Origin of the sequence: Mycolicibacterium neoaurum ATCC 25795, from assembly GCF_000691525.1 — a bacterium.
In the GTDB taxonomy this organism is placed as follows: domain Bacteria; phylum Actinomycetota; class Actinomycetes; order Mycobacteriales; family Mycobacteriaceae; genus Mycobacterium; species Mycobacterium neoaurum.
The window spans coordinates 219,571-237,784 of record NZ_JMDW01000012.1 but is presented as its reverse complement, the minus strand read 5'-3'; the positions used below and the strand labels follow the sequence as shown (position 1 = coordinate 237,784).

19 protein-coding genes are annotated in these 18,214 nt (G+C 67.6%); 11 read left to right on the top strand and 8 right to left on the bottom strand.

From position 1 onward, the window contains the following. Positions 1–25: 25 nt before the first annotated feature. Together IC40_RS0118780 and IC40_RS0118775 are read right to left on the bottom strand one after the other, a co-directional pair. Positions 26–424, bottom strand: a complete 399-nt coding sequence (locus IC40_RS0118780) for a RidA family protein (RefSeq protein ID WP_051644380.1) — start codon at positions 422–424, stop codon at positions 26–28. Further along, a complete protein-coding gene (locus IC40_RS0118775; RefSeq protein ID WP_030136232.1) occupies positions 421–1,026 on the bottom strand; it encodes a TetR/AcrR family transcriptional regulator in 606 nt (201 codons plus the stop codon). The genes IC40_RS0118780 and IC40_RS0118775 overlap by 4 nt, the downstream gene beginning before the upstream one ends. Positions 1,027–1,050: 24 nt before the next feature. Between IC40_RS0118775 and IC40_RS0118770 the strand changes: the two genes are divergently transcribed. Further along, positions 1,051–1,800, top strand: a complete 750-nt coding sequence (locus IC40_RS0118770; RefSeq protein ID WP_030136231.1) for an SDR family NAD(P)-dependent oxidoreductase — start codon at positions 1,051–1,053, stop codon at positions 1,798–1,800. A gap of 22 nt (positions 1,801–1,822) precedes the next feature. Next, positions 1,823–2,332: a DoxX family protein gene (locus tag IC40_RS0118765; RefSeq protein ID WP_030136230.1), complete on the top strand. Its 510-nt coding sequence runs from the start codon at positions 1,823–1,825 to the stop codon at positions 2,330–2,332. 56 nt (positions 2,333–2,388) lie between these two features. Here the strand turns inward: IC40_RS0118765 and IC40_RS0118760 are convergent, their stop codons facing one another. After that, on the bottom strand, positions 2,389–3,279 hold the full coding sequence (locus IC40_RS0118760; protein ID WP_030136229.1) for an NAD(+)/NADH kinase: 891 nt from the start codon (positions 3,277–3,279) through the stop codon (positions 2,389–2,391). 73 nt (positions 3,280–3,352) lie between these two features. Beyond that, complete coding sequence (locus IC40_RS0118755; RefSeq protein WP_030136228.1) at positions 3,353–4,351, bottom strand: SPFH domain-containing protein; 999 nt, start codon at positions 4,349–4,351, stop codon at positions 3,353–3,355. 84 nt (positions 4,352–4,435) lie between these two features. On the opposite strand from IC40_RS0118755, the gene IC40_RS0118750 reads away from it, so the two are divergent. Together IC40_RS0118750 and IC40_RS0118745 are read left to right on the top strand one after the other, a co-directional pair. Continuing rightward, a complete protein-coding gene (locus IC40_RS0118750; protein ID WP_030136227.1) occupies positions 4,436–5,125 on the top strand; it encodes an NUDIX hydrolase in 690 nt (229 codons plus the stop codon). A 51-nt stretch (positions 5,126–5,176) separates the two neighbouring features. Then, the gene (locus IC40_RS0118745) at positions 5,177–6,940 is read left to right on the top strand and encodes a DUF3556 domain-containing protein (protein WP_030136226.1); all 1,764 of its coding nucleotides are present in this window, start codon (positions 5,177–5,179) and stop codon (positions 6,938–6,940) included. Between the two features lie 29 nt (positions 6,941–6,969). Here IC40_RS0118745 and IC40_RS0118740 read toward each other — a convergent pair whose 3' ends face one another. Next, positions 6,970–7,767, bottom strand: coding sequence for a FadR/GntR family transcriptional regulator (locus IC40_RS0118740; RefSeq protein ID WP_036461829.1), 798 nt, complete (start codon positions 7,765–7,767; stop codon positions 6,970–6,972). A 177-nt stretch (positions 7,768–7,944) separates the two neighbouring features. Here IC40_RS0118740 and IC40_RS0118735 point away from each other — a divergent pair, with 177 nt between their 5' ends. From IC40_RS0118735 to IC40_RS0118725, 3 genes are read left to right on the top strand one after another with little or no spacing between them, the layout of a single operon-like run. After that, on the top strand, positions 7,945–9,102 hold the full coding sequence (locus IC40_RS0118735) for a thiolase family protein (protein ID WP_030136224.1): 1,158 nt from the start codon (positions 7,945–7,947) through the stop codon (positions 9,100–9,102). Next, positions 9,099–9,905 carry a crotonase/enoyl-CoA hydratase family protein gene (locus tag IC40_RS0118730; protein ID WP_030136223.1) on the top strand — a complete coding sequence of 269 codons (807 nt, stop codon included), beginning with the start codon at positions 9,099–9,101 and terminating at the stop codon, positions 9,903–9,905. The genes IC40_RS0118735 and IC40_RS0118730 overlap by 4 nt, the downstream gene beginning before the upstream one ends. Before the next feature lie 3 nt (positions 9,906–9,908). Then, entirely contained in the window at positions 9,909–11,051 is a 1,143-nt protein-coding gene (locus tag IC40_RS0118725; RefSeq protein ID WP_030136222.1) for an acyl-CoA dehydrogenase family protein, read from the top strand. Between the two features lie 238 nt (positions 11,052–11,289). Here the strand turns inward: IC40_RS0118725 and IC40_RS0118720 are convergent, their stop codons facing one another. Both IC40_RS0118720 and IC40_RS0118715 read right to left on the bottom strand, forming a co-directional pair. Then, a complete protein-coding gene (locus IC40_RS0118720) occupies positions 11,290–12,048 on the bottom strand; it encodes a fasciclin domain-containing protein (RefSeq protein WP_036470289.1) in 759 nt (252 codons plus the stop codon). Between the two features lie 181 nt (positions 12,049–12,229). Then, on the bottom strand, positions 12,230–13,477 hold the full coding sequence (locus tag IC40_RS0118715; RefSeq protein WP_036470347.1) for an MFS transporter: 1,248 nt from the start codon (positions 13,475–13,477) through the stop codon (positions 12,230–12,232). An 82-nt stretch (positions 13,478–13,559) separates the two neighbouring features. Between IC40_RS0118715 and IC40_RS0118710 the strand changes: the two genes are divergently transcribed. The 4 genes from IC40_RS0118710 to IC40_RS0118695 are packed head-to-tail and all read left to right on the top strand — an operon-like array spanning position 13,560 to position 16,940. Next, on the top strand, positions 13,560–14,549 hold the full coding sequence (locus tag IC40_RS0118710) for a GlxA family transcriptional regulator (RefSeq protein ID WP_030136219.1): 990 nt from the start codon (positions 13,560–13,562) through the stop codon (positions 14,547–14,549). After that, the gene (locus IC40_RS0118705) at positions 14,533–15,054 is read left to right on the top strand and encodes a gamma carbonic anhydrase family protein (RefSeq protein ID WP_030136218.1); all 522 of its coding nucleotides are present in this window, start codon (positions 14,533–14,535) and stop codon (positions 15,052–15,054) included. Before IC40_RS0118710 ends, IC40_RS0118705 begins: the two co-directional genes overlap by 17 nt. Positions 15,055–15,094: 40 nt before the next feature. After that, positions 15,095–16,222, top strand: coding sequence for an NAD(P)H-binding protein (locus tag IC40_RS0118700; protein WP_030136217.1), 1,128 nt, complete (start codon positions 15,095–15,097; stop codon positions 16,220–16,222). A gap of 7 nt (positions 16,223–16,229) precedes the next feature. Beyond that, complete coding sequence (locus tag IC40_RS0118695; protein ID WP_030136216.1) at positions 16,230–16,940, top strand: CPBP family intramembrane glutamic endopeptidase; 711 nt, start codon at positions 16,230–16,232, stop codon at positions 16,938–16,940. A 4-nt stretch (positions 16,941–16,944) separates the two neighbouring features. Here IC40_RS0118695 and tet(V) read toward each other — a convergent pair whose 3' ends face one another. Further along, positions 16,945–18,195, bottom strand: a complete 1,251-nt coding sequence (tet(V), locus tag IC40_RS0118690; protein ID WP_030136215.1) for a tetracycline efflux MFS transporter Tet(V) — start codon at positions 18,193–18,195, stop codon at positions 16,945–16,947. Positions 18,196–18,214 lie beyond the last annotated feature (19 nt).

Sequence of the window (18,214 nt, the reverse complement as noted above, 5' to 3'; positions counted from 1 at the left end):
CCGCGCTGATGACGGCTGCGGCTCCTCAGATCACGGCGGTGGCGGTCAGTTCGACCAGCTGTGCGGGGTGGATGAAACCGGCCGCCCCGATCCAGGTGCTGGTGGGCCGGTGCTCCCCGACCCAATCACGCAGCATGGGAAGGCATCCCGACAGCGCGGACAGGTCACGGGCGTAGATCGTCCAGGCGACCAGCCGCGTCCGGTCGGTGCCCGCGGCGACGAGCGAGCGGTCGAGCACGTCGAGCACGAAACGTAGTTGCTCGGCGAGATCCGGACCGATCACATCGAATTCGGGTGTCAGCGGCGCGATACCGGACACGTAGACCGTGCCACCGGCGACGACGGTCTGCGAGATGCCGAGTTCGGCGAACGACTGCGGGCTCAGGTAGCCGATCTCGGGTGCGGACCGGACGATATCGGTCATCGGACGCCGCGCAGGCTCTGGATGCCGATGTCGAGAGCGGCCTCCAGGTAACCGATATCGCCGGTGGCCATCAGGATTCCGACACCGCCCTGCACGCCGGCCAGCAACGCCGCGGCCGCCTGCTCGGCGTCCACACTCGAATCGACCTTGTCCTGGCTCTGCATGGCACGCACCCCCGCGGTGAGCTCGTCGTGCCAGCGCCGCATCAGCGATTCGGTGACTGCTTGTGCTCCCGGTGTGCTGCGCCCGATCTCGGACATCAGTGTGCTCAGCGGACAACTCGGCCCCTGGCGGCGGTAACGGTCCACCACGGCCTCGCGCCAGCGCTGCCAGGCCGTCCACGAGGTCAACGCCCCCAGATGTGGTTGTTGGTCGGCGAGCACCTGTTCGGCCTCGTGGCGCGCCACCTCCAACAGCAGCTGCTCCTTACCGGCGGGGAAGTAGTGGAACAGTTGGCTCTTCGATGTCGCGGTGCGACCCATGATGTCGTCGAGGGTGGTCAGCACCACCCCACGGTCCCGGATCTCGGCCGCAGCACCCTCGATGATGCGCTGCCGGGTGGCCGCTCCCTTCCGGGTCAGATTCTGGACTTGTGGGTCCATTTTCATCGGCCTACACATGGACTCATGAGTGCGAACACTACGCGTTTCACCGGCCGTACAGCACTGATCACCGGCTCCACCGCCGGTCTCGGTGTCGCCATCGCCCACGCCTTTGCCGCCGCGGGCGCGCATGTCATCGTCACCGGCCGCGACGCCGAACGCGGCGGCGCCGTGGTCGCCGATATCGGTGCGCGCGGGGGCCGGGCGCGTTTCGTCGCGGCCGATCTGGCGGCGGGGGAGAGCGCCGTGCGGGACCTGGTCACCGCCGCGGGGGACGTCGACATCCTGGTCAACAATGCCGGGATCTGGTCCACACCCGAGCCGACCGAACAGATCTCGGAAGCCACCCTCTGGGCGTCCTACTGGGCCAATGTCATTGCGCCGTTCCTGCTGACCGGCGCGCTGGCACCCAGGATGGCGCGGCGTGGTCACGGGGCGATCGTCAACATCGGATCCATCACCGGTTTCATCGGTGGTGACAAGTCGGCGCTGTACAACTCCACCAAGGCCGCCGTGCATTCGTTGACCAAATCGTGGGCCGCCGAGTATGGGCCCGCAGGGGTTCGTGTCAACGCCGTCGCGCCGGGACCGATCGCCACGGAACGCGCCGCCGAGTCGGCCGATCACGTTGCGCCCGTGCTCGCGCGCATTCCGTCACGGCGGATGAGCACCCCGGACGAAGTCGCCGCGGCGGTGCTATTCCTGGCCTCCGACGAGGCCGCGAACATTCACGGCGCGGTGCTCAGTGTGGACGGGGGATGGGCAGCGACGTGACAGATGGCCTACATTTTGTCACGTGGCTTCCGATACAGCGCTCCTCGTCCTGCGGGTCGTCCTCGGCCTGACCATGGCCGCCCACGGCTACAACAAGTTCTTCGGCGGCGGCCGGATCCCCGGTACCGCCGGCTGGTTCGACAGCATCGGCATGAAGCCGGGCCTCTTCCACGCCCGGGTGGCCGCCACCACCGAGATCGCCGCGGGCGTGGGTCTCGCACTGGGCCTGTTGACCCCGGTCCCGGCGGCCGGGTTCGTTGCGCTGATGCTCGTCGCGGCCTGGACCGTGCACCGGCACAACGGCTTCTTCATCGTCAAGGAAGGTTGGGAGTACAACCTGGTGCTCGCGGTCGCCGCGGTGGCCATCGCCGGCACCGGACCCGGCCGCTACAGCCTCGATCACCTGTTGTTCCCGGGTGTCGGCTGGTTGTCGGGCTGGGGTGGGCTGGCCATCGCGGCCGGGCTCGGGTTGGCCGGCGGCATCGGCCAACTGGTCATCTTCTTCCGCCCGCCGAGCCCCACCTCTCGGTGATTTCGGTGAGGATGCGGGCGGTGACCGCACGTATCCTCACCGAAATCACGAGGGGGTCAGCGCAGCAGCCGCAATCGCTGTTGCGCCAGCCCGACGGTGATCCGCTGACCCCAGGACAGGTTCAGCGCGTCGGACTCCACCCCGTCGCCGAATGCGACCAGCCGGTCGGACTCGACACGCAGGCTTATGGCCGCACCCGTCAACTCACCCTCGACCAGTGCCGTCCCCGTCGCGGGTGATGGCCATGCCTCGCGGACGAACCACGCCAGCCGCGCTTCTTCGGGATCGGGCAGCCGAACGCTGCGCGCCTGCTGCTGCCAGATCGAGCGGCACCACCCGGTTGCGCCCGTTCCGGTGGAGACGATCACCCCCGAGGACGCCTGCTGCTCGACCCGACCGTCGGGCAACCCCAAGCTGTAGCGGGCGGTCTGGTGGCTCGCATGCCCGACGAAGATCTCATTGAGTGCGGTCAACTGCTGACCGTCGTCGGTTCGTGCGGCAACCATGGCCCGGAACTCGGCGTCGGCGTCGGCGTGCACCGCCGCCCGCAACAACCCGGCCACGGCAGCGGGCGGGTGGTGCACCAGCACGCCCGCGTTGCGGTCGGGATCGGGGTTTATCCCGATGACGGGTTGTCCGAGCAGGTATTTCGCGACGTTGGCCACCAGCCCGTCCTGCCCGACGACGATCACCACGTCCTCGGGCTCGAACAGGAACCGGGACAGGTCCGCACGCTCGACCCGGCCCCGACGCCAATCCGTGGGCACCGCGGCGTCGACCGCGGTCAAGGCCTGCTGAACCAGCCGGTGCCGCTGCTCCAGCTCGGCGATGTCCTGGCCGCGGCTGCTGAGGAAGTAGGCCGCCTGCCCGTGCGTGCCGTGCCGGGCCAGCGCGTCGTCGAGTTCGGTGCGGCGGTGGACGATGACGGCCCGCGGGGGCAATGTCATGGCTCGACTCCTGCTCGTTCCGGTCCTCGCTCGTGCCTCGCTGCGATCCTCGCTCGCCTTCGTCTCGCGGTGCTCATGACGTCGCCCCCAGTCTCGCCAGCACCGGCGCCAGCAGATCCGGTGTCAACACCAGGTGCTCCACCTTGGGCAGATTCGCCGCCAACTCCTTGACGGCCAATCCGATCAGCGTCGCCTCGTCCAGGTCGCGGTAGGCCGCCAGCCGCGCGGCCTCGGCATCGGCTTCGGCCGCGCCGACCAACCGTGCGGCCTGCGCCTGCGCCTCGGCCAGTGCGACCTCGCGTCGCGCCTTGGCTTCGGTGGCGATGGCATCGGCGGCCCAGGACTCCTGGGTCTTCAGCCGGTCATTGGCACCGTTCTGAGCCACCAGTTCCTCCTCGCGATGGGCGAGTTCGATCTTGGTCTGCAACTCGTTCTCACCGATGGCGCGCTCGCGTTCCACCGCCAGCGCGCGCCGCTCGAAGGTCGCTTTGTCGGCATCCTGTTGCACCTTCTCGCGCGTCGGCGTCTGCAGTGCACGCTCTACCTCCGGTTCGGGCCGGATGGCCACCACCCGCACGCCGATCACGGCGATGCCGGTTTCGGCCAGCCGAGGATCGGCGGTCAACCCGCCGCTCATCCGCTCCCGGACCGCGGCGATCCCGTCTACCAGTGCATCGGTCAGCGCGGTGCGTGCCAGCAGATCCAGTGCATGCTGCTGCGCCGATTCGGTCAACAGGCCGGCCACCTGCTCCAGCGGTGCCGCCCGCCACGCTCCGGTGTCGACGTCGATGGCGAAATCGATACGGGCGGCGGCCAACGCGGGGTCGACGATGCGGTACGTGACCGTCGCCTGCACGGTGACGTCCTGGAAATCGACGGTGCGAGCGTGGAAGAACAACGGCAGTTCGCGGTCGTCCAATGGAATCTCCGACAGGGCCGCGGTGAGCGGGCGGAACCAGAACGCCAATCCGGCCCCGTCGTGGCTGACCTTCCCGGACCGCAGTGCGCGGATGTGTGCGGTCGGTGCCACCCGCAGGTGACGGATCAGTGGGTATCGGGTGATCACGGCCATCGGGCCACCTCCTCGTTGATTATCGTCATTTCGACGATAAGCCCGGACGTGGCTTTTCGTCAAGATGACGATTACGCTGCAGGAGTGTCCTACGACTCCGGTGACCATCCGCCGGTCGCCGTCGCCGTCGATCTGGTGACGCTGACCATCCGTTCCGACGAACTGTGTGCGCTGATGGTGCGCCGGGGAGTGGAGCCGTACCGTGATCGCTGGGCGTTGCCCGGCGGTTTCGTGCGCCCCGACGAGGATCTCGATGCGGCAGCCGCACGCGAGCTGGCCGAGGAGACCGGCCTGACGACCGACCGGCTGCACCTGGAGCAGCTCGGTAGTTACGGTGCGCCGCAACGTGACCCGCGGATGCGGGTGGTTTCCGTCGCCTACCTCGGGTTGGCGCCCGATCTGCCGCTGCCCACCGCCGGCGGTGATGCCGACGGCGCCCAGTGGCTACCGGTGGCCGGACTGGACGGCCTGGCGTTCGACCACGATCGGATCCTGGCCGACGGGGTCGAACGGGCAAGGGCCAAACTGGAATACACGCCGCTGGCCGCCACGTTCTGTGCTGCCGAATTCACCGTCGCCGAACTGCGTCGTGTCTATGAGATCGTCTGGGGGACAACGCTGGACAGTCGGAACTTTCATCGCAAGGTGACCGGGGCCGATGGATTTCTGGTGCCCACGGGCCGTACCACCGGACGCGATGGCGGCAGGCCGGCCCAGCTGTACCGGCGGGGAGACCTGCAGCTGTTGCACCCGCCGATGATGCGCGCCGGGTGAGATCGCGGAAGTGCTGGCGGTCACACTAGAACACGTTCTAATCTGACCGGCATGGGATTCCTGAAGCAGAACACTCCGGTGATCGACTTCGAGGAGTGGAGCAAGGGCACCCGCGCCGAACGGATCGTCCCGATGGCGCGGCACTGGGCCGAGGTCGGCTTCGGCACACCGGTGGCCCTGCACCTCTTCTACGTCGTGAAGATCCTCGCCTACATCCTGGTGGCCTGGGTGCTGGTGCTGTCCACCACCGATGGCCTCGGCGGGTTCACCGACGTCACGTCCTGGTACGCCGAGCCGATCCTGTACCAGAAGGTCGTCTTCTACACGATGCTCTTCGAGGTCGTCGGCTTCGGCTGCGGGTTCGGGCCACTGAACAACCGCTTCTTCCCGCCGATGGGATCGATCCTGTATTGGTTGCGGCCCGGCACCATTCGCCTGCCACCGTGGCCGAACCGCATCCCGCTGACCCGAGGTGACGGCCGCGCCGTGCTGGACGTGGTGCTCTACGCGGCGTTGCTGGTGGTGCTCGTCATCGCGCTGTTCTCACAAGGGACCGGGCCCATTCCGGAACTGGGCACCGAGGTCGGGGTGCTGCCGGTCTGGCAGACAGCGACAATCCTCGGCCTGCTGGCGCTGGCCGGGCTGCGTGACAAGGTGATCTTCCTGGCCGCCCGCGGCGAGGTGTACGGATCGCTGGCATTCTGCTTCCTGTTCAGCGGCGCCGACATCATCATCGCCGCGAAGCTGGTGTGCCTGGTCATCTGGCTGGGGGCTGCCACCTCGAAGCTCAACAAACACTTCCCGTTCGTCATCTCCACGATGATGAGCAACAACCCGATCTTCCGCTCGCCGGCGATCAAGCGGAAGTTCTTCGAGCACTTCCCCGACGACCTGCGGCCCGGCTGGCGCTCCCGGTTCATCGGACACTTCTCCACCGCCGTCGAGGGCCTGGTCCCGCTGGTGCTGTTCTTCAGCCACGGTGGCGTGGCCGGGGCGGTCGCCGCGGCGATCATGCTCATCTTCCATTTCGGCATCCTGAGTTCCATCCCGATGGGTGTGCCGTTGGAGTGGAACGTCTTCATGATGTTCAGCGTGCTGACGCTGTTCGTCGGGCAGGCGCCGATCGGGCTCGGCGACCTGAACAGCCCGTGGCCGCTGCTGCTGTTCGCGGTCGTCGCCGGCACCGTCGTGTTGGGAAACCTGTTCCCGCGCAAGGTGTCCTTCCTGCCCGGCATGCGTTATTACGCTGGGAACTGGGACACCTCGCTGTGGTGCATCAAACCCTCGGCCGATGCGAAGATCGCCGCGGGCATCGTCGCGATCGCGAGCATGCCTGCAGCCCAGCTGGAGAAGTTCTACGGCAGCAAGGAGGCCGCGCAGATCCCGATGTACATGGGATACGCGTTCCGCTCCTTCAACACCCACGGACGTGCCCTGTTCACCCTCGCCCACCGGGCGATGGCCGGGCACAACGAGGACGACTACACGCTGACCGACGGCGAGCGGATCGTGTCCACCGCCATCGGGTGGAACTTCGGCGACGGCCACATGAGCAACGAGCAGTTGGTCGCCGCCTTACAGGCACGCTGTCATTTCGAGCCCGGCGAGGTGCGCATCGTCATGCTCGACGCGCAGCCGATTCATCGCCAGACCCAGCAGTACCGGCTGGTGGACGCCGCGACCGGAGAGTTCGAACGCGGCTACGTCAAGGTCGCCGATATGGTGACCCGTCAGCCGTGGGATGACACGGTGCCGGTCTACGACGTCGTCAGCCCACCGACTCTGCGCCAGGGGCGCGAGAGTGCGAGTGGCTGAGGCTCTCGCCGCAGAGTCAACGGGAAGAGCTATCCCATGACATCGCGGACCTTGACGGTCTCCATGCCCTTGAGCAGTAGTTCGCGGGCGGTGTCGAGATGTTTGCGCCAGTGCGCCTCGGCGGCCCCGCCGTCACCCGAACGCATCAACGTCATCAACCGCTTGTAGGACCGCATCAGCATCTCGAAGTCCGACTTGGACAGCGGGCGATTCTCCTTCATGGCGAAGGCGGTGTGCCGCACCGTGATCTCGTGCAGCATCCCGGCCATGATCGTCAGCGTCGCGTTGCCCGACAACTCCACCATGCGCTGGTGGAAATCGCCCGTCGTCTCCGCCATGCGGCCCGTCTCGCGCCCGGACGGGACATACTCGGCGATCATCGTGTCGAGTTCGTCGAAGGCCGCCGTGTTCCCCGACTCGGTGAGCAGTCGCACCGCCATCGGCTCGATACCGGCGCGCGCGGTCATCACATCGGCGATGGTGGCCCCGGACAGTTCCAGGAGCAGACCGACCGGGCGAGCGACGATCTCGGGGCCGGGCACCCGCACCCGGGCGCCGGTGCGCGAACCGCGGCGCACCTCGACGAGCCGCTCGGACTCCAGCACCCGCACGGCCTCGCGCAACGTGGGGCGGCTGACCCCGAAATGCGCCATCAGTTCGGCCTCGTTGGGCAGGAAGTCGCCCTCCTTGAGCTGGCCGTCGACCACCATGCGCCGCAGGGTGCCCGCGACCAGTTCGGCGGTCTTCGGACTCCGGATGGGCGCACCGGCCACCGAGGGAACGGCATCGCGGCCGATCATCGGTGAAAGCGGGGTGCTGCCTGCCACGGTGGGCTCCTCTGGGCTAACGTGCGTCGTAGGTGTTCAACTCAGTAAACCATGTCGTCGCACGCGCGGCGGGTATCCGAGTTCACCGGTCGTCTACCAACCAGTAGGTTGACCTAGTAAACCTTCTGCTCTACCTTCACCTATATATAGCGCCTACAACCTTCGAAGGAGAAGCTCATGGCTGAAGCGGTCATTGTCGAAGCGGTTCGGTCACCAGTCGGGAAGCGCAACGGCGCCCTGTCCGGTGTGCACGCCGCCGACCTGTCGGCGCAGGTGCTCAACGGTCTGGTCGAGCGCGCCGGCGTGGACCCCGCCCTGGTCGACGATGTCATCTGGGGCTGCGTCATGCAGGCCGGTGAACAGGCCCTCGACATCGCGCGCACCGCGGTGCTCTCCGCAGGTTGGCCCGAGACCGTTCCCGGTGTGACCGTGGACCGCCAGTGCGGTTCCAGCCAGCAGTCGCTGCACTTCGCCGTCGCCGGCGTCATCGCCGGACATTACGACGTCGTGGTCGCGGGCGGCGTGGAGTCGATGTCGCGCACCCCGATGGGTTCCTCGCTGGCCAACGGCGGGCACCCCTACCCCGACGCGTTCCGCGCACGCTACGACCAGACCCCCAACCAGGGTGTCGGTGCCGAGATGATCGCCGAACAGTGGGGTTTCTCGCGCACCCAGCTCGACGAGTTCTCGCTGAGCTCGCATGAGAAGGCCGCCGCTGCACAGGATTCCGGTGCCTTCAAGGACCAGATCGTCGGTATCAAGACCAAGGACGCCGATGGCAATGACACCGTCGTCCTCGAAGATGGCGGCATCCGCCGCGGCGGCACCGTCGAGTCGATGGCCAAGATCAAGCCGGCCTTCCGCGAGGACGGTGTGATCCACGCCGGTAACTCCAGCCAGATCTCCGACGGCTCGGCCGCGCTGCTGATCATGTCGGCGGACAAGGCCAAGGACCTCGGTCTCAAGCCCATCGCCAAGGTGCACACCGCGGTGCTGGCCGGGGCCGACCCGGTCATCATGCTGACCGCGCCCATCCCGGCCACCCAGAAGGCGCTGGCCAAGTCGGGTCTGAGTGTCGATCAGATCGGTGCGTTCGAGGTCAACGAGGCGTTCGCGCCGGTGCCCATGGCGTGGTTGAAGGATATCGGCGCCGACGAGAGCAGGCTCAACCCCAACGGCGGCGCCATCGCGCTGGGCCATCCGCTCGGCGGTTCCGGTGCCCGCATCCTGACCACCCTGCTCTATCACATGCGGGACAACAACATCCAGTACGGCCTGCAGACCATGTGCGAGGGTGGCGGCCAGGCCAACGCGACCATCCTGGAGCTGTTGTGAGCGACGAGCAGCCGGGTAGCGCCCCGGGGGCGCTGACAGAACGTCGCGGTAACGTCCTGATCATCACGATCAACCGGCCCGACGCCCGCAACGCGGTCAACGCGTCGGTGTCGACCGCGGTTGGCGACGCCCTGCAGGCGGCCCAGGACGACCCGGATGTGCGGGCCATCGTGCTGACCGGCTCGGGGGACAAGTCCTTCTGCGCCGGAGCAGACCTCAAGGCGATCTCGCGCGGGGAGAACCTCTTTCACCCTGAGCACCCGGAGTGGGGCTTCGCAGGCTACGTGCGGCACTTCGTCGACAAGCCGACGATCGCGGCGGTCAACGGCACCGCCCTCGGCGGCGGCACCGAACTGGCTCTGGCCAGTGATCTGGTCGTTGCCGAGGAGCGCGCGAAATTCGGTCTGCCCGAAGTGAAGCGCGGTCTGATCGCCGGTGCGGGCGGGGTCTTCCGCATCGTGCAGCAGTTGCCGCAGAAGTTGGCACTTGAGCTGGTGTTCACCGGCGAGCCGCTGTCCTCGGCCGACGCGCTCAAATGGGGTCTGATCAACAAGGTCGTCCCCGACGGCACCGTCGTCGACGCGGCACTGGAACTGGCCGAACGCATCGCGGTCAACGCACCGTTGGCGGTTCGGGCAAGCAAGCGGGTGTCCTACGGGGCCGTCGACGGCATCGTCGCCGCCGACGAGCCGTTCTGGAAGCAGACGTTCGGTGAGTTCGCGACGTTGCTGAAGACCGAGGACGCCATGGAGGGACCGCTGGCCTTCGCGCAGAAGCGCGAGCCCGTCTGGAAGGCGAAGTAAGCAGTGAAGAGACTGGTTTTCGAAACCGAGCACGAGCAACTCCGGGAAACCGCCAAGCAGTTCCTGGAGAAGGAGTGTCTGCCCAACGTGGAGAAGTGGGAGGCCAATCGTCTGGTCGACCGCGAAGCCTATGTCGCCGCAGGCAATTACGGCCTCATCGGGTTCAACATGCCCGAGGAGTACGGCGGCGGGGGAGTCGACGATTTCCGCTTCAACGCGGTGATCGTCGAGGAATTCGCCAAGTTCGGACTGGCGTGCCCGGGCATCAGCCTGCAGAACGACATCGTCGGCCCGTACTTCAAGAACCTGGCCACCAAGGAGCAGCTGGACCGCTGGATGCCGGGCTTCGCCAGCGGTGAGTTGATCGGCGCCATCGCCATGAGCGAGCCCGGCGCCGGCAGCGATCTGGCCGGTATCCGCACCACCGCGGTGCGCGACGGTGACGACTGGATCATCAACGGCTCCAAGACCTTCATCTCGGCCGGTATCAACTCCGACCTGGTGGTCGTGGTGGCCCGAACCGATCCCGAAGCCGGCCACAAGGGCTTCTCGCTGCTGGTCGTCGAGCGCGACATGGAGGGCTTCACCCGCGGCCGCAAGCTGGACAAGATGGGACAGCACGCCGCCGATACCGCCGAGCTGAACTTCGAGGACGTTCGCGTCCCCGCAGCGAACCTGCTCGGTAAGGAGGGCAGGGGTTTCTACCACCTGATGGAGAACCTGCCGTCCGAGCGGCTGTCGATCGCCATCGCCGGCGTCGCCGGAGCGCGCGCCACCTTCGACGAGACGCTGCAGTACGTCAAGGACCGCAAGGCTTTCGGGCAGCCGATCGGCAGCTTCCAGAACAGCCGCTTCGTGATGGCCGAGCTGGAGACCGAACTCGACATCGCCGAGCAGTATGTGGATCGCTGCTTGCAGGCCGTCGTCGACGGTGAGCTGACGGCGGTGGAAGCCGCCAAGGCGAAGTGGTGGTGCACCGAGCTGGGCAAGAAGGTCGTCGACCAGTGCCTGCAGCTGCACGGTGGCTACGGCTACATGAACGAGTACCGGGTGGCCAAGGATTATGTCGATGTGCGCATCCAGACGATCTACGGTGGCACCACCGAGATCATGAAGGAGATCATCGGCCGAGACCTGGGTCTGTAGAGCCGACAACGAGAACGGCGCCCACTCCTCAGGGAGAGGGCGCCGTTTTTCGTGTCTGCGGCTACCTGGCTTCAGTCACTGGGCGGCGGCCGGTGCGGCCACTGAAGCCGGGTGGTTCCGACGGCGCTTTTCCCTACTTGGCGTCAGCCGCACGATCGGGAAGGGCCGAGCGACTGCGCGCACGCAGAAACGGCGCCCGACTGTTCAGTGGGCGCCGTTCCGACGGAGAAGGGAGGACCTATCCGGCTGCGGTCTGGGTCACCGTGACGGTCACCGGGGTCTCGGCGGCACCGGAGGTCGGCGTCGCCGAGGTGGTGGTCTCGGCGGCCGAGCTGCTCGTCGTGGTGGTCGCGCTGCCCGACGTGGTGGTCGGCGTGACGCTCGCCGGAGCAGTGTTCGGGTCCAGCACGGTGTCGATGATGTACACCCGCATGTGGTCGGCGCCGATCCCGCCGCAAGTGACCTTGGCCTGCTCGTTGACGGTCAGGTTGTTCTCGTCGCCCTTGACGGTCACCGGCTTGCCCTGCTGGGTGTAGATGATGCCCTCGATGTCGTTGGGGGTCAGGATGCCCAGCGCCATGTGGTAGTAGACGGTGGCGGTCGCGGCGACCGGGTCGGTCTTGAGCGTCTCGAGCTGCTCGGGGGTGAGCTTGGCGAAGGCCTCATTGCTGGGCGCGAACACGATGTAGGGGCCGTTGTCGAGCACGGCGGCCACATTCACGGCCGGGTTCAACTGCCCGGAGACCAGCTCGCTGAAGGTCGAGATCTCCGGGATGCTCGCCAGCGCGGTCGAGGACTGCGCCTTGGACAGCACGGCCAGCGATCCGGGGCCGGACGCCACGGATTTGACGGCCTCACAGCCCGATCCCTTGGGCTCCGGGATCACCATGTTCGGGGTCGTGGGTTCTTCGGCCTGCGCCGTGACCGCGGTTCCCGCGAAGACGATGGCCGCCGATGCGACGGCGACGCCGAAGAGCTTTCCGGTGCGAGCGTGCACGTATTTTCCTCCGCTCAAGACAGGGTGTCTGTGTCCCTGGGTTGGTCGGCGCGCAGCAGCGGAAACTCTGAGATCTCCAGCGTTGCCCACCGTCAGCTAACTGATGTTGACGAGCCATGGCGTCCCCGCAGCGCCGGTTGAATCGTATGCGGCGGCCCCGGTGAGGCCAAATGCAGAGCCGTCAGCCTGCCGGGCGGCGCACCGCTGCGCACAGCAGTGCCGCGATCAGACACAACCCGGCAGCAAGGTAAAACGCCAGGTCATACTGGCCCTGGAGATCACGGATCCAGCCGGCACCGGCCGCGGCGGCGGCCGCCCCGAGCTGATGCGCGGCGAACACCCAGCCGAACACGATCGGCGCGCGGGCGCCGAAGAATTCCCGGCACAGCACGATCGTCGGTGGCACGGTCGCCACCCAGTCCAGACCGTAGAAGATGACGAAAACCCAAGTGCTCGGTTCGGCGTGCGGTGACAGCAGCGACGGCAGCAACACCAGCGACAGACCCCGCCCCGCGTAGTAGACACACAACAGGATTCGCGGGTCGACGCGGTCGGTCAGCCAACCCGAGAAGATGGTCCCGACCACGTCGAGCACGCCGATGGTCGCCAGCAATCCCGCGGCCAGGGTTGTCGGCATTCCGTGGTCGTGGGCGGCCGGGATGAAGTGTGTGCCGATCAGTCCGTTGGTGGTCATGCCGCAGATGGCGAAGCTGCCCGCCAGCAGCCAGAACGGCCGGGAACGCAGCCCGATGCGCAAGCCCTCGAATGCTGCGCAGAACGAACCGTTCGGCACGGTGGCGGGCTCGTCGGAGGTCGCGCCGTAGGCGGTCAGTCCGACGTCCTGCGGACGGTTGCGCATGAACACCGCCACCAGCGGGACCACCGCCACCGCCGCTCCCGCGACGATCAGTGCCGCCCAGCGCCAGCCGTGCGTCGTGGTCACCTGGGCCACCACGGGGAGGAAGATGAGCTGCCCGGTGGCGCTCGCGGCGGTCAACACCCCGGTGACCAGACCCCGGCGCGCCTCGAACCACCGAGTGGCGACGGTGGCCACGAAGCCCATGGAGATGGCGCCGGTGCCGATTCCGACCAGTACGCCCCACAGCAGCACCAGTTGCCAGCCGGTGGTCATCACGGTGCTCAGCGCCGATCCGGCCGCGATCAGCGCCAGCGCGCCGGCCAGCACCGGGCGCACGCCGAGTCTGTCCATCAGTGCGGCCGCGAACGGCGCGGTGACGCCGAACAGCGTCATGTTGACCGACATCGCCAGCCCGATGGTCCCGTGGCTCCAGCCGAACTCCTCGTGCAGCGGCACCATGAACACGCCGGGGACCGACCGGAACGCGGCCGCGCCCAGCAGTGCGACGAAGCTGACGCCGGCGACCACCCAGGCCCAGTGCACCCGACCGGGGGCGCGCAGAACTGTCATGCCATGACTGTCACCGAAGGGAGTGCCGTCCACCAGTGGCATAAATGACAGCACTCGTCAAAAACGTGCCAAACTGGATCGCATGCACCGCGTCGCTGTACTGCTGTTGCCGCCGGTGGTGGGCTTCGACGCCACCATCGCCCCGACGCTGTTCGGCACCGCCGCCGATATCAGCGGCGATCCGCTGTATGAGGTGATCACCTGCGCCGTCGCGCCGGGTGCGGTGCCCTCGACCAACGGGTTCGCCATCCTGCCCGCTGCCGGACCGGAGGCGTTGGCCGATGCCGACACCGTCGTGGTCCCCGGCACCCGCTATGCCCCGGCACGTGTCGAGGGCACCCTGGAACCCGCGGTGCGCGCAGCACTGGCCGGAATCCGCCCGGGTGCCAGGCTGGTGTCGATCTGCACCGGCGCGTTCGTCCTCGCCGCCGCGGGCGTGCTGGACGGGCGGCCCGCCACCACGCACTGGCGGTATGCCGACGCGCTGCGCGCGCTGTACCCGGCCGTGCGATTGGACGAGAACGTGTTGTTCGTCGACGACGGCGACGTGCTCACCTCGGCCGGGCTGGCCGCCGGAATCGACCTGTGCCTACACATCATTCGGTCCGACCACGGTGTCCAGGTGGCCAACGATGTGGCGCGGCACTGCGTGGTGCCGCCGTGGCGGGAGGGTGGCCAGGCACAGTTCATCGATCGGCAGGTGCCGGTGTCCGATCACGCCTCGACGGCGGCGACCAGGCAGTGGGCGCTCGATCATCTGGACGAGCAGCTGACCGTCGAGCAATTGGCGGGGCACGCGCATATGAGCGCGCGCACCTTCAATCGCCGCTTCCGCGCGGAAACCGGTGAAGCACCGGCGAGTTGGATCCGCAACCGGCGCCTGGACCGCGCCAGGGAACTGCTCGAATCGCAGGACCTGTCCATCGACGAGGTTGCTCGCCGCGCGGGGTTGGGCACGGGCGGAAACCTGCGTCACCATCTGCGCCGTGGCGTGGGGATGTCGCCGTCGAGTTACCGCAAGGTGTACCAGGGGAGTCGATCGCGGCCCGATTACCATGACGGCCATGGCTGAACCGCTGATCATCCCCATCCAGGGCCGGGCCCCGCAGTTGCACGCCGAATCCTGGGTGGCCCCCAATGCCACCGTGATCGGGCAGGTCACCCTGGCCGCGAAGGCCAGTGTCTGGTACTCGGCGACCCTACGGGCCGAGTTCGAACCCATCGAGATCGGTTTCGGCTCCAACCTCCAGGACGGCGTCACCGCGCATGTCGACCCGGGCTTCCCGGTACGAGTCGGCTCCGGGGTGAGTGTCGGCCACAACGCGGTGTTGCACGGCTGCACCATCGAGGACGACTGCCTCATCGGTATGGGCGCGATCGTGCTGAACGGGGCCGTCATCGGCGCAGGCTCACTGGTCGGGGCCGGCGCGGTGGTGCCGCAGGGCACGGTGGTGCCCCCGGGGTCCCTGGTGGCCGGTGTGCCCGGCAAGGTCCGGCGCGAGCTCAGTGATGAGGAAAAGGCCGGTAACCAGCTGAATGCGCAGGTCTACCAAGGTCTGATCGGGCTCCATCGCTAGCGGCGCTTAAGTTCTGCGCGGCCTGGGTACGTTGGGGCGTATGCGGATCTTGATGACCGGTGCGACGGGCTACATCGGCTCCCGACTGGTCGGCGAACTGCTCGAGGCGGGCCACCAGGTCGTGGTCACCAGTCGGAAACCCGAGCGGCTACGCGATTACGGCTGGTTCGACGAGGTTTCGATCGTCCAGCTGGACGCGCGTGAGAAGGACTCGGCGACAAAGGCATTCAGCGACGCCGGACAGATCGACACGGTGTACTACCTGGTGCACGGCATCGGGGATCCCGGATTCCGGGAGGTCGACAATCGCGCCGCGGCCAACGTGGCGAAGGCCGCCAAGGCTGCCGGTGTGGGCCGCATCGTCTATCTCGGCGGATTCGTCCCGGGTGACGATGAGCTCTCCGACCACCTGGCCGGTCGCGCCGAGGTCGCCGAGGCGCTGACCGAACCCGGCGGTGCGGAGCTGGTGTGGCTCGGCGCGGCATTGATCTTCGGCGCCGGGTCCACGTCATTCGAGATCCTGCGCTACGTCGGCGATCGCTTTCCGGTCCTTCCGATCCCCAGCTGGATGCACAACCCGATAGATCCGATCTCCATCCGCGATGTTCTGCACTACCTGGTGGCCGCCGCCGATCCGGAGCGCGTTCCCGCCGGCTCGTATGACATCTACGGCCCGGAGCGAACCACCTATCGCGACCTGCTCGCCAGCTATGCCCGCCTGGCCGGCAACATCCGGGTCGAGATCCCGGTGGGCCCGGTGCCCACGGTTCTCGCCTCCAAGGTGTCAGCGCTGGCTCTACCCGTGCCGGGCAGCCTGACCGCGGACCTCACCGCATCCCTGGACTACCCGATGGTGGCCACCGATGCGGGACTGCGGGAGCGGGTCTCCGACCCCGACGGGGGTCTGCTCGGTGTCGACGAGTCGATCCGCCGTTCGCTGACCCGGCATCGGCGTCGCCCGGTCAACGATCTGGCCGACCCGCACCATCTGGCCGACACCGATCCGGATTGGGCCGGCGGCGATTCGGCCCGCATCCGAGAACTGACACCGTCGATCGTGCGCCCGGCACTCGGCGTCCTGGCGCCGCTGCCCGGTCCGGCGCGGGCGACGGTACGCACGGGTCTGGACGTCCTCGCCGAGATCGCGGCCAAGGTGGATCCGAGGTGATCCCGCGGTGACGAAACGGACGAAGTGGACCGGCGAGCTTCGCCGGATCGCCGGCCGCAAGGCACCGCCGTCGGACGAGTCGGCCGCCGTGGTCGGCCGGCGGAAGTTCGTCGTGGTCGCGGTGCTGCTGGTGGGTGCCGCGCTGCTCGGTTACTCGCTGAGCCGGCCGCCCGGCGATGACACCTTCGTCTGGCTCACGCTCGCGTTGGCCGGGGTGTGGGCCGTCGGTGCGTATCTGTCCGGACCACTGCACATGGGTCGGGTCGACTTTCGTGGGCGGATGCGTCGCCCCGTCATCACCGGAACGGCGATCGGACTCGGGCTCAGTGCGGTGTTCGTGGTCGGCGGGTTGGTGGCGCGCGAGATCCCCGGTGTCAACGACTACATCCGCGATGTGCTGGAGTACTCGAAGTCCGGGCCGCTGTATCTGATCGTCTTCATCACGGTGATCAACGGACTCGCCGAGGAGATGTTCTTCCGAGGGTCGCTGTACACGGCGCTGTTGCGGCACCGTCCGGTGCTCACCTCGACGGTGTTGTACGTGATCGCCACCGCGGCCACCACCGGCAATCCGATGCTCGGTTTCGCCGCGATCGTCCTCGGGACCGTCTGCGCGTTCCTGCGCCGCGCCACCGGCGGGGTGCTGGCCCCCATGCTGGTGCACTTCTTCTGGGGACTGGTGATGGTGCTGGCCTTGCCGCCCATCTTCGGGGTCTGAGCTCTCAGCTTACGAGCGGGTGCTCGATCTCGTCGCGCGACATCCGGGCCATCAGATACGCCGCACCACCGAGCAGCACCGGGCCCACCCCGGCCGCCAGGAAGATGGTCTCGACGGCGATCACCTTGGACAGCGGGCCGACCAGCGCCATCGATACCGGCATGAACACCAGCGATACGAAGAAGTCCAGGCTGGACACCCGGCCCAGCATCGCCGGTGGCACCCGGCGCTGCAGGAGCGTGCCCCAAATGACCATCGCCGCACCGCTTGTCGCCCCGACGACGAACGACGCCACCGCCATCCAGGCAAACGATGTGGTGTAACCGATGACGATGATCGGGATGTTGCCCACCGTCCAGGACGCCATCATCACCGTCAGGTAGCGGCGGGGCAGCGTCCGCGAGGACACCGCGAGCGCGCCGATCGCGCTGCCGAGTCCGAACGCGGCCAGCACGAATCCGAAGATGCGCTCGCCGTGCTCGAAACGCGCGTTGGTGATGAACGGCAGCAGAACCTCGATCGGTCCCATGATCAACAGGATGAACCCGCTGGCGAACAACAGGGTCGCCAGCAGCCACGGTGTGCGCACCATGAAGCGGAATCCCTCGCGCAGATCGGCCAGGACGTGTGTCTTCTCCCGGGGGACTTCACCGGGTCGCGCGACCGGCCCGGTGGCGATCAGCAGGCACAGGCCGAGACCGAAGAGCGCCGCGCAGACGGCGGCACCGACCGTGGGGAAGGTGGCGCCGATCAGCACACCGGCGACCGCCGGGCCGATCGCCTGTTGCAGTGTCGGGCGCATGACGCCCTCGATCCCGTTGGCGGCCAGCAATTGTTCGGCCGGCAACAGCCGCGGCAGGATGGCGCTGTAGGCCGGGAAGAAGAATGCCGCCCCGATGCCGAGCGCCGCCGCCGCGACGGCCATGTGCCACAGGGCAAGTTCGCCGAGCAGACCGAGCACGGCCACGGCCGTCACCGCCGTGGTGTTGACCGTCTCGACCGCGATGATGATGGCGCGCTGGGGAAATCGGTCGGCAGCGATACCGCCGACGAGGACGAATGCCACCAGTCCGATGGCCAGGCAGCTGGCCACCAGGGACAGCGCCGCGGGATCGTTGCTGATCGCGATGACCTGGAGCGCCATCACGACGGTCCACATGCCGGTGGCGAAGATCGAGCACGCCACGGCGGCGATCAGCAGCCGGTAATCGCGGATCTTGAAGGGTGCCAGTACGCGCCAACCACGGGCGTCCATATGCGTACTCACGTGGTCG

Bases quoted from the DNA above. Each gene is read 5' to 3' on its own strand.
- IC40_RS0118780 (WP_051644380.1), bottom strand. From the start codon at position 424: ATGACCGATATCGTCCGGTCCGCACCCGAGATCGGCTACCTGAGCCCG.
- IC40_RS0118775 (WP_030136232.1), bottom strand. From the start codon at position 1,026: ATGGACCCACAAGTCCAGAATCTGACCCGGAAGGGAGCGGCCACCCGG.
- IC40_RS0118770 (WP_030136231.1), top strand. From the start codon at position 1,051: ATGAGTGCGAACACTACGCGTTTCACCGGCCGTACAGCACTGATCACC.
- IC40_RS0118760 (WP_030136229.1), bottom strand. From the start codon at position 3,279: ATGACATTGCCCCCGCGGGCCGTCATCGTCCACCGCCGCACCGAACTC.
- IC40_RS0118755 (WP_030136228.1), bottom strand. From the start codon at position 4,351: ATGGCCGTGATCACCCGATACCCACTGATCCGTCACCTGCGGGTGGCA.
- IC40_RS0118745 (WP_030136226.1), top strand. From the start codon at position 5,177: ATGGGATTCCTGAAGCAGAACACTCCGGTGATCGACTTCGAGGAGTGG.
- IC40_RS0118735 (WP_030136224.1), top strand. From the start codon at position 7,945: ATGGCTGAAGCGGTCATTGTCGAAGCGGTTCGGTCACCAGTCGGGAAG.
- IC40_RS0118715 (WP_036470347.1), bottom strand. From the start codon at position 13,477: ATGACAGTTCTGCGCGCCCCCGGTCGGGTGCACTGGGCCTGGGTGGTC.
- IC40_RS0118710 (WP_030136219.1), top strand. From the start codon at position 13,560: ATGCACCGCGTCGCTGTACTGCTGTTGCCGCCGGTGGTGGGCTTCGAC.
- IC40_RS0118705 (WP_030136218.1), top strand. From the start codon at position 14,533: ATGACGGCCATGGCTGAACCGCTGATCATCCCCATCCAGGGCCGGGCC.
- IC40_RS0118700 (WP_030136217.1), top strand. From the start codon at position 15,095: ATGCGGATCTTGATGACCGGTGCGACGGGCTACATCGGCTCCCGACTG.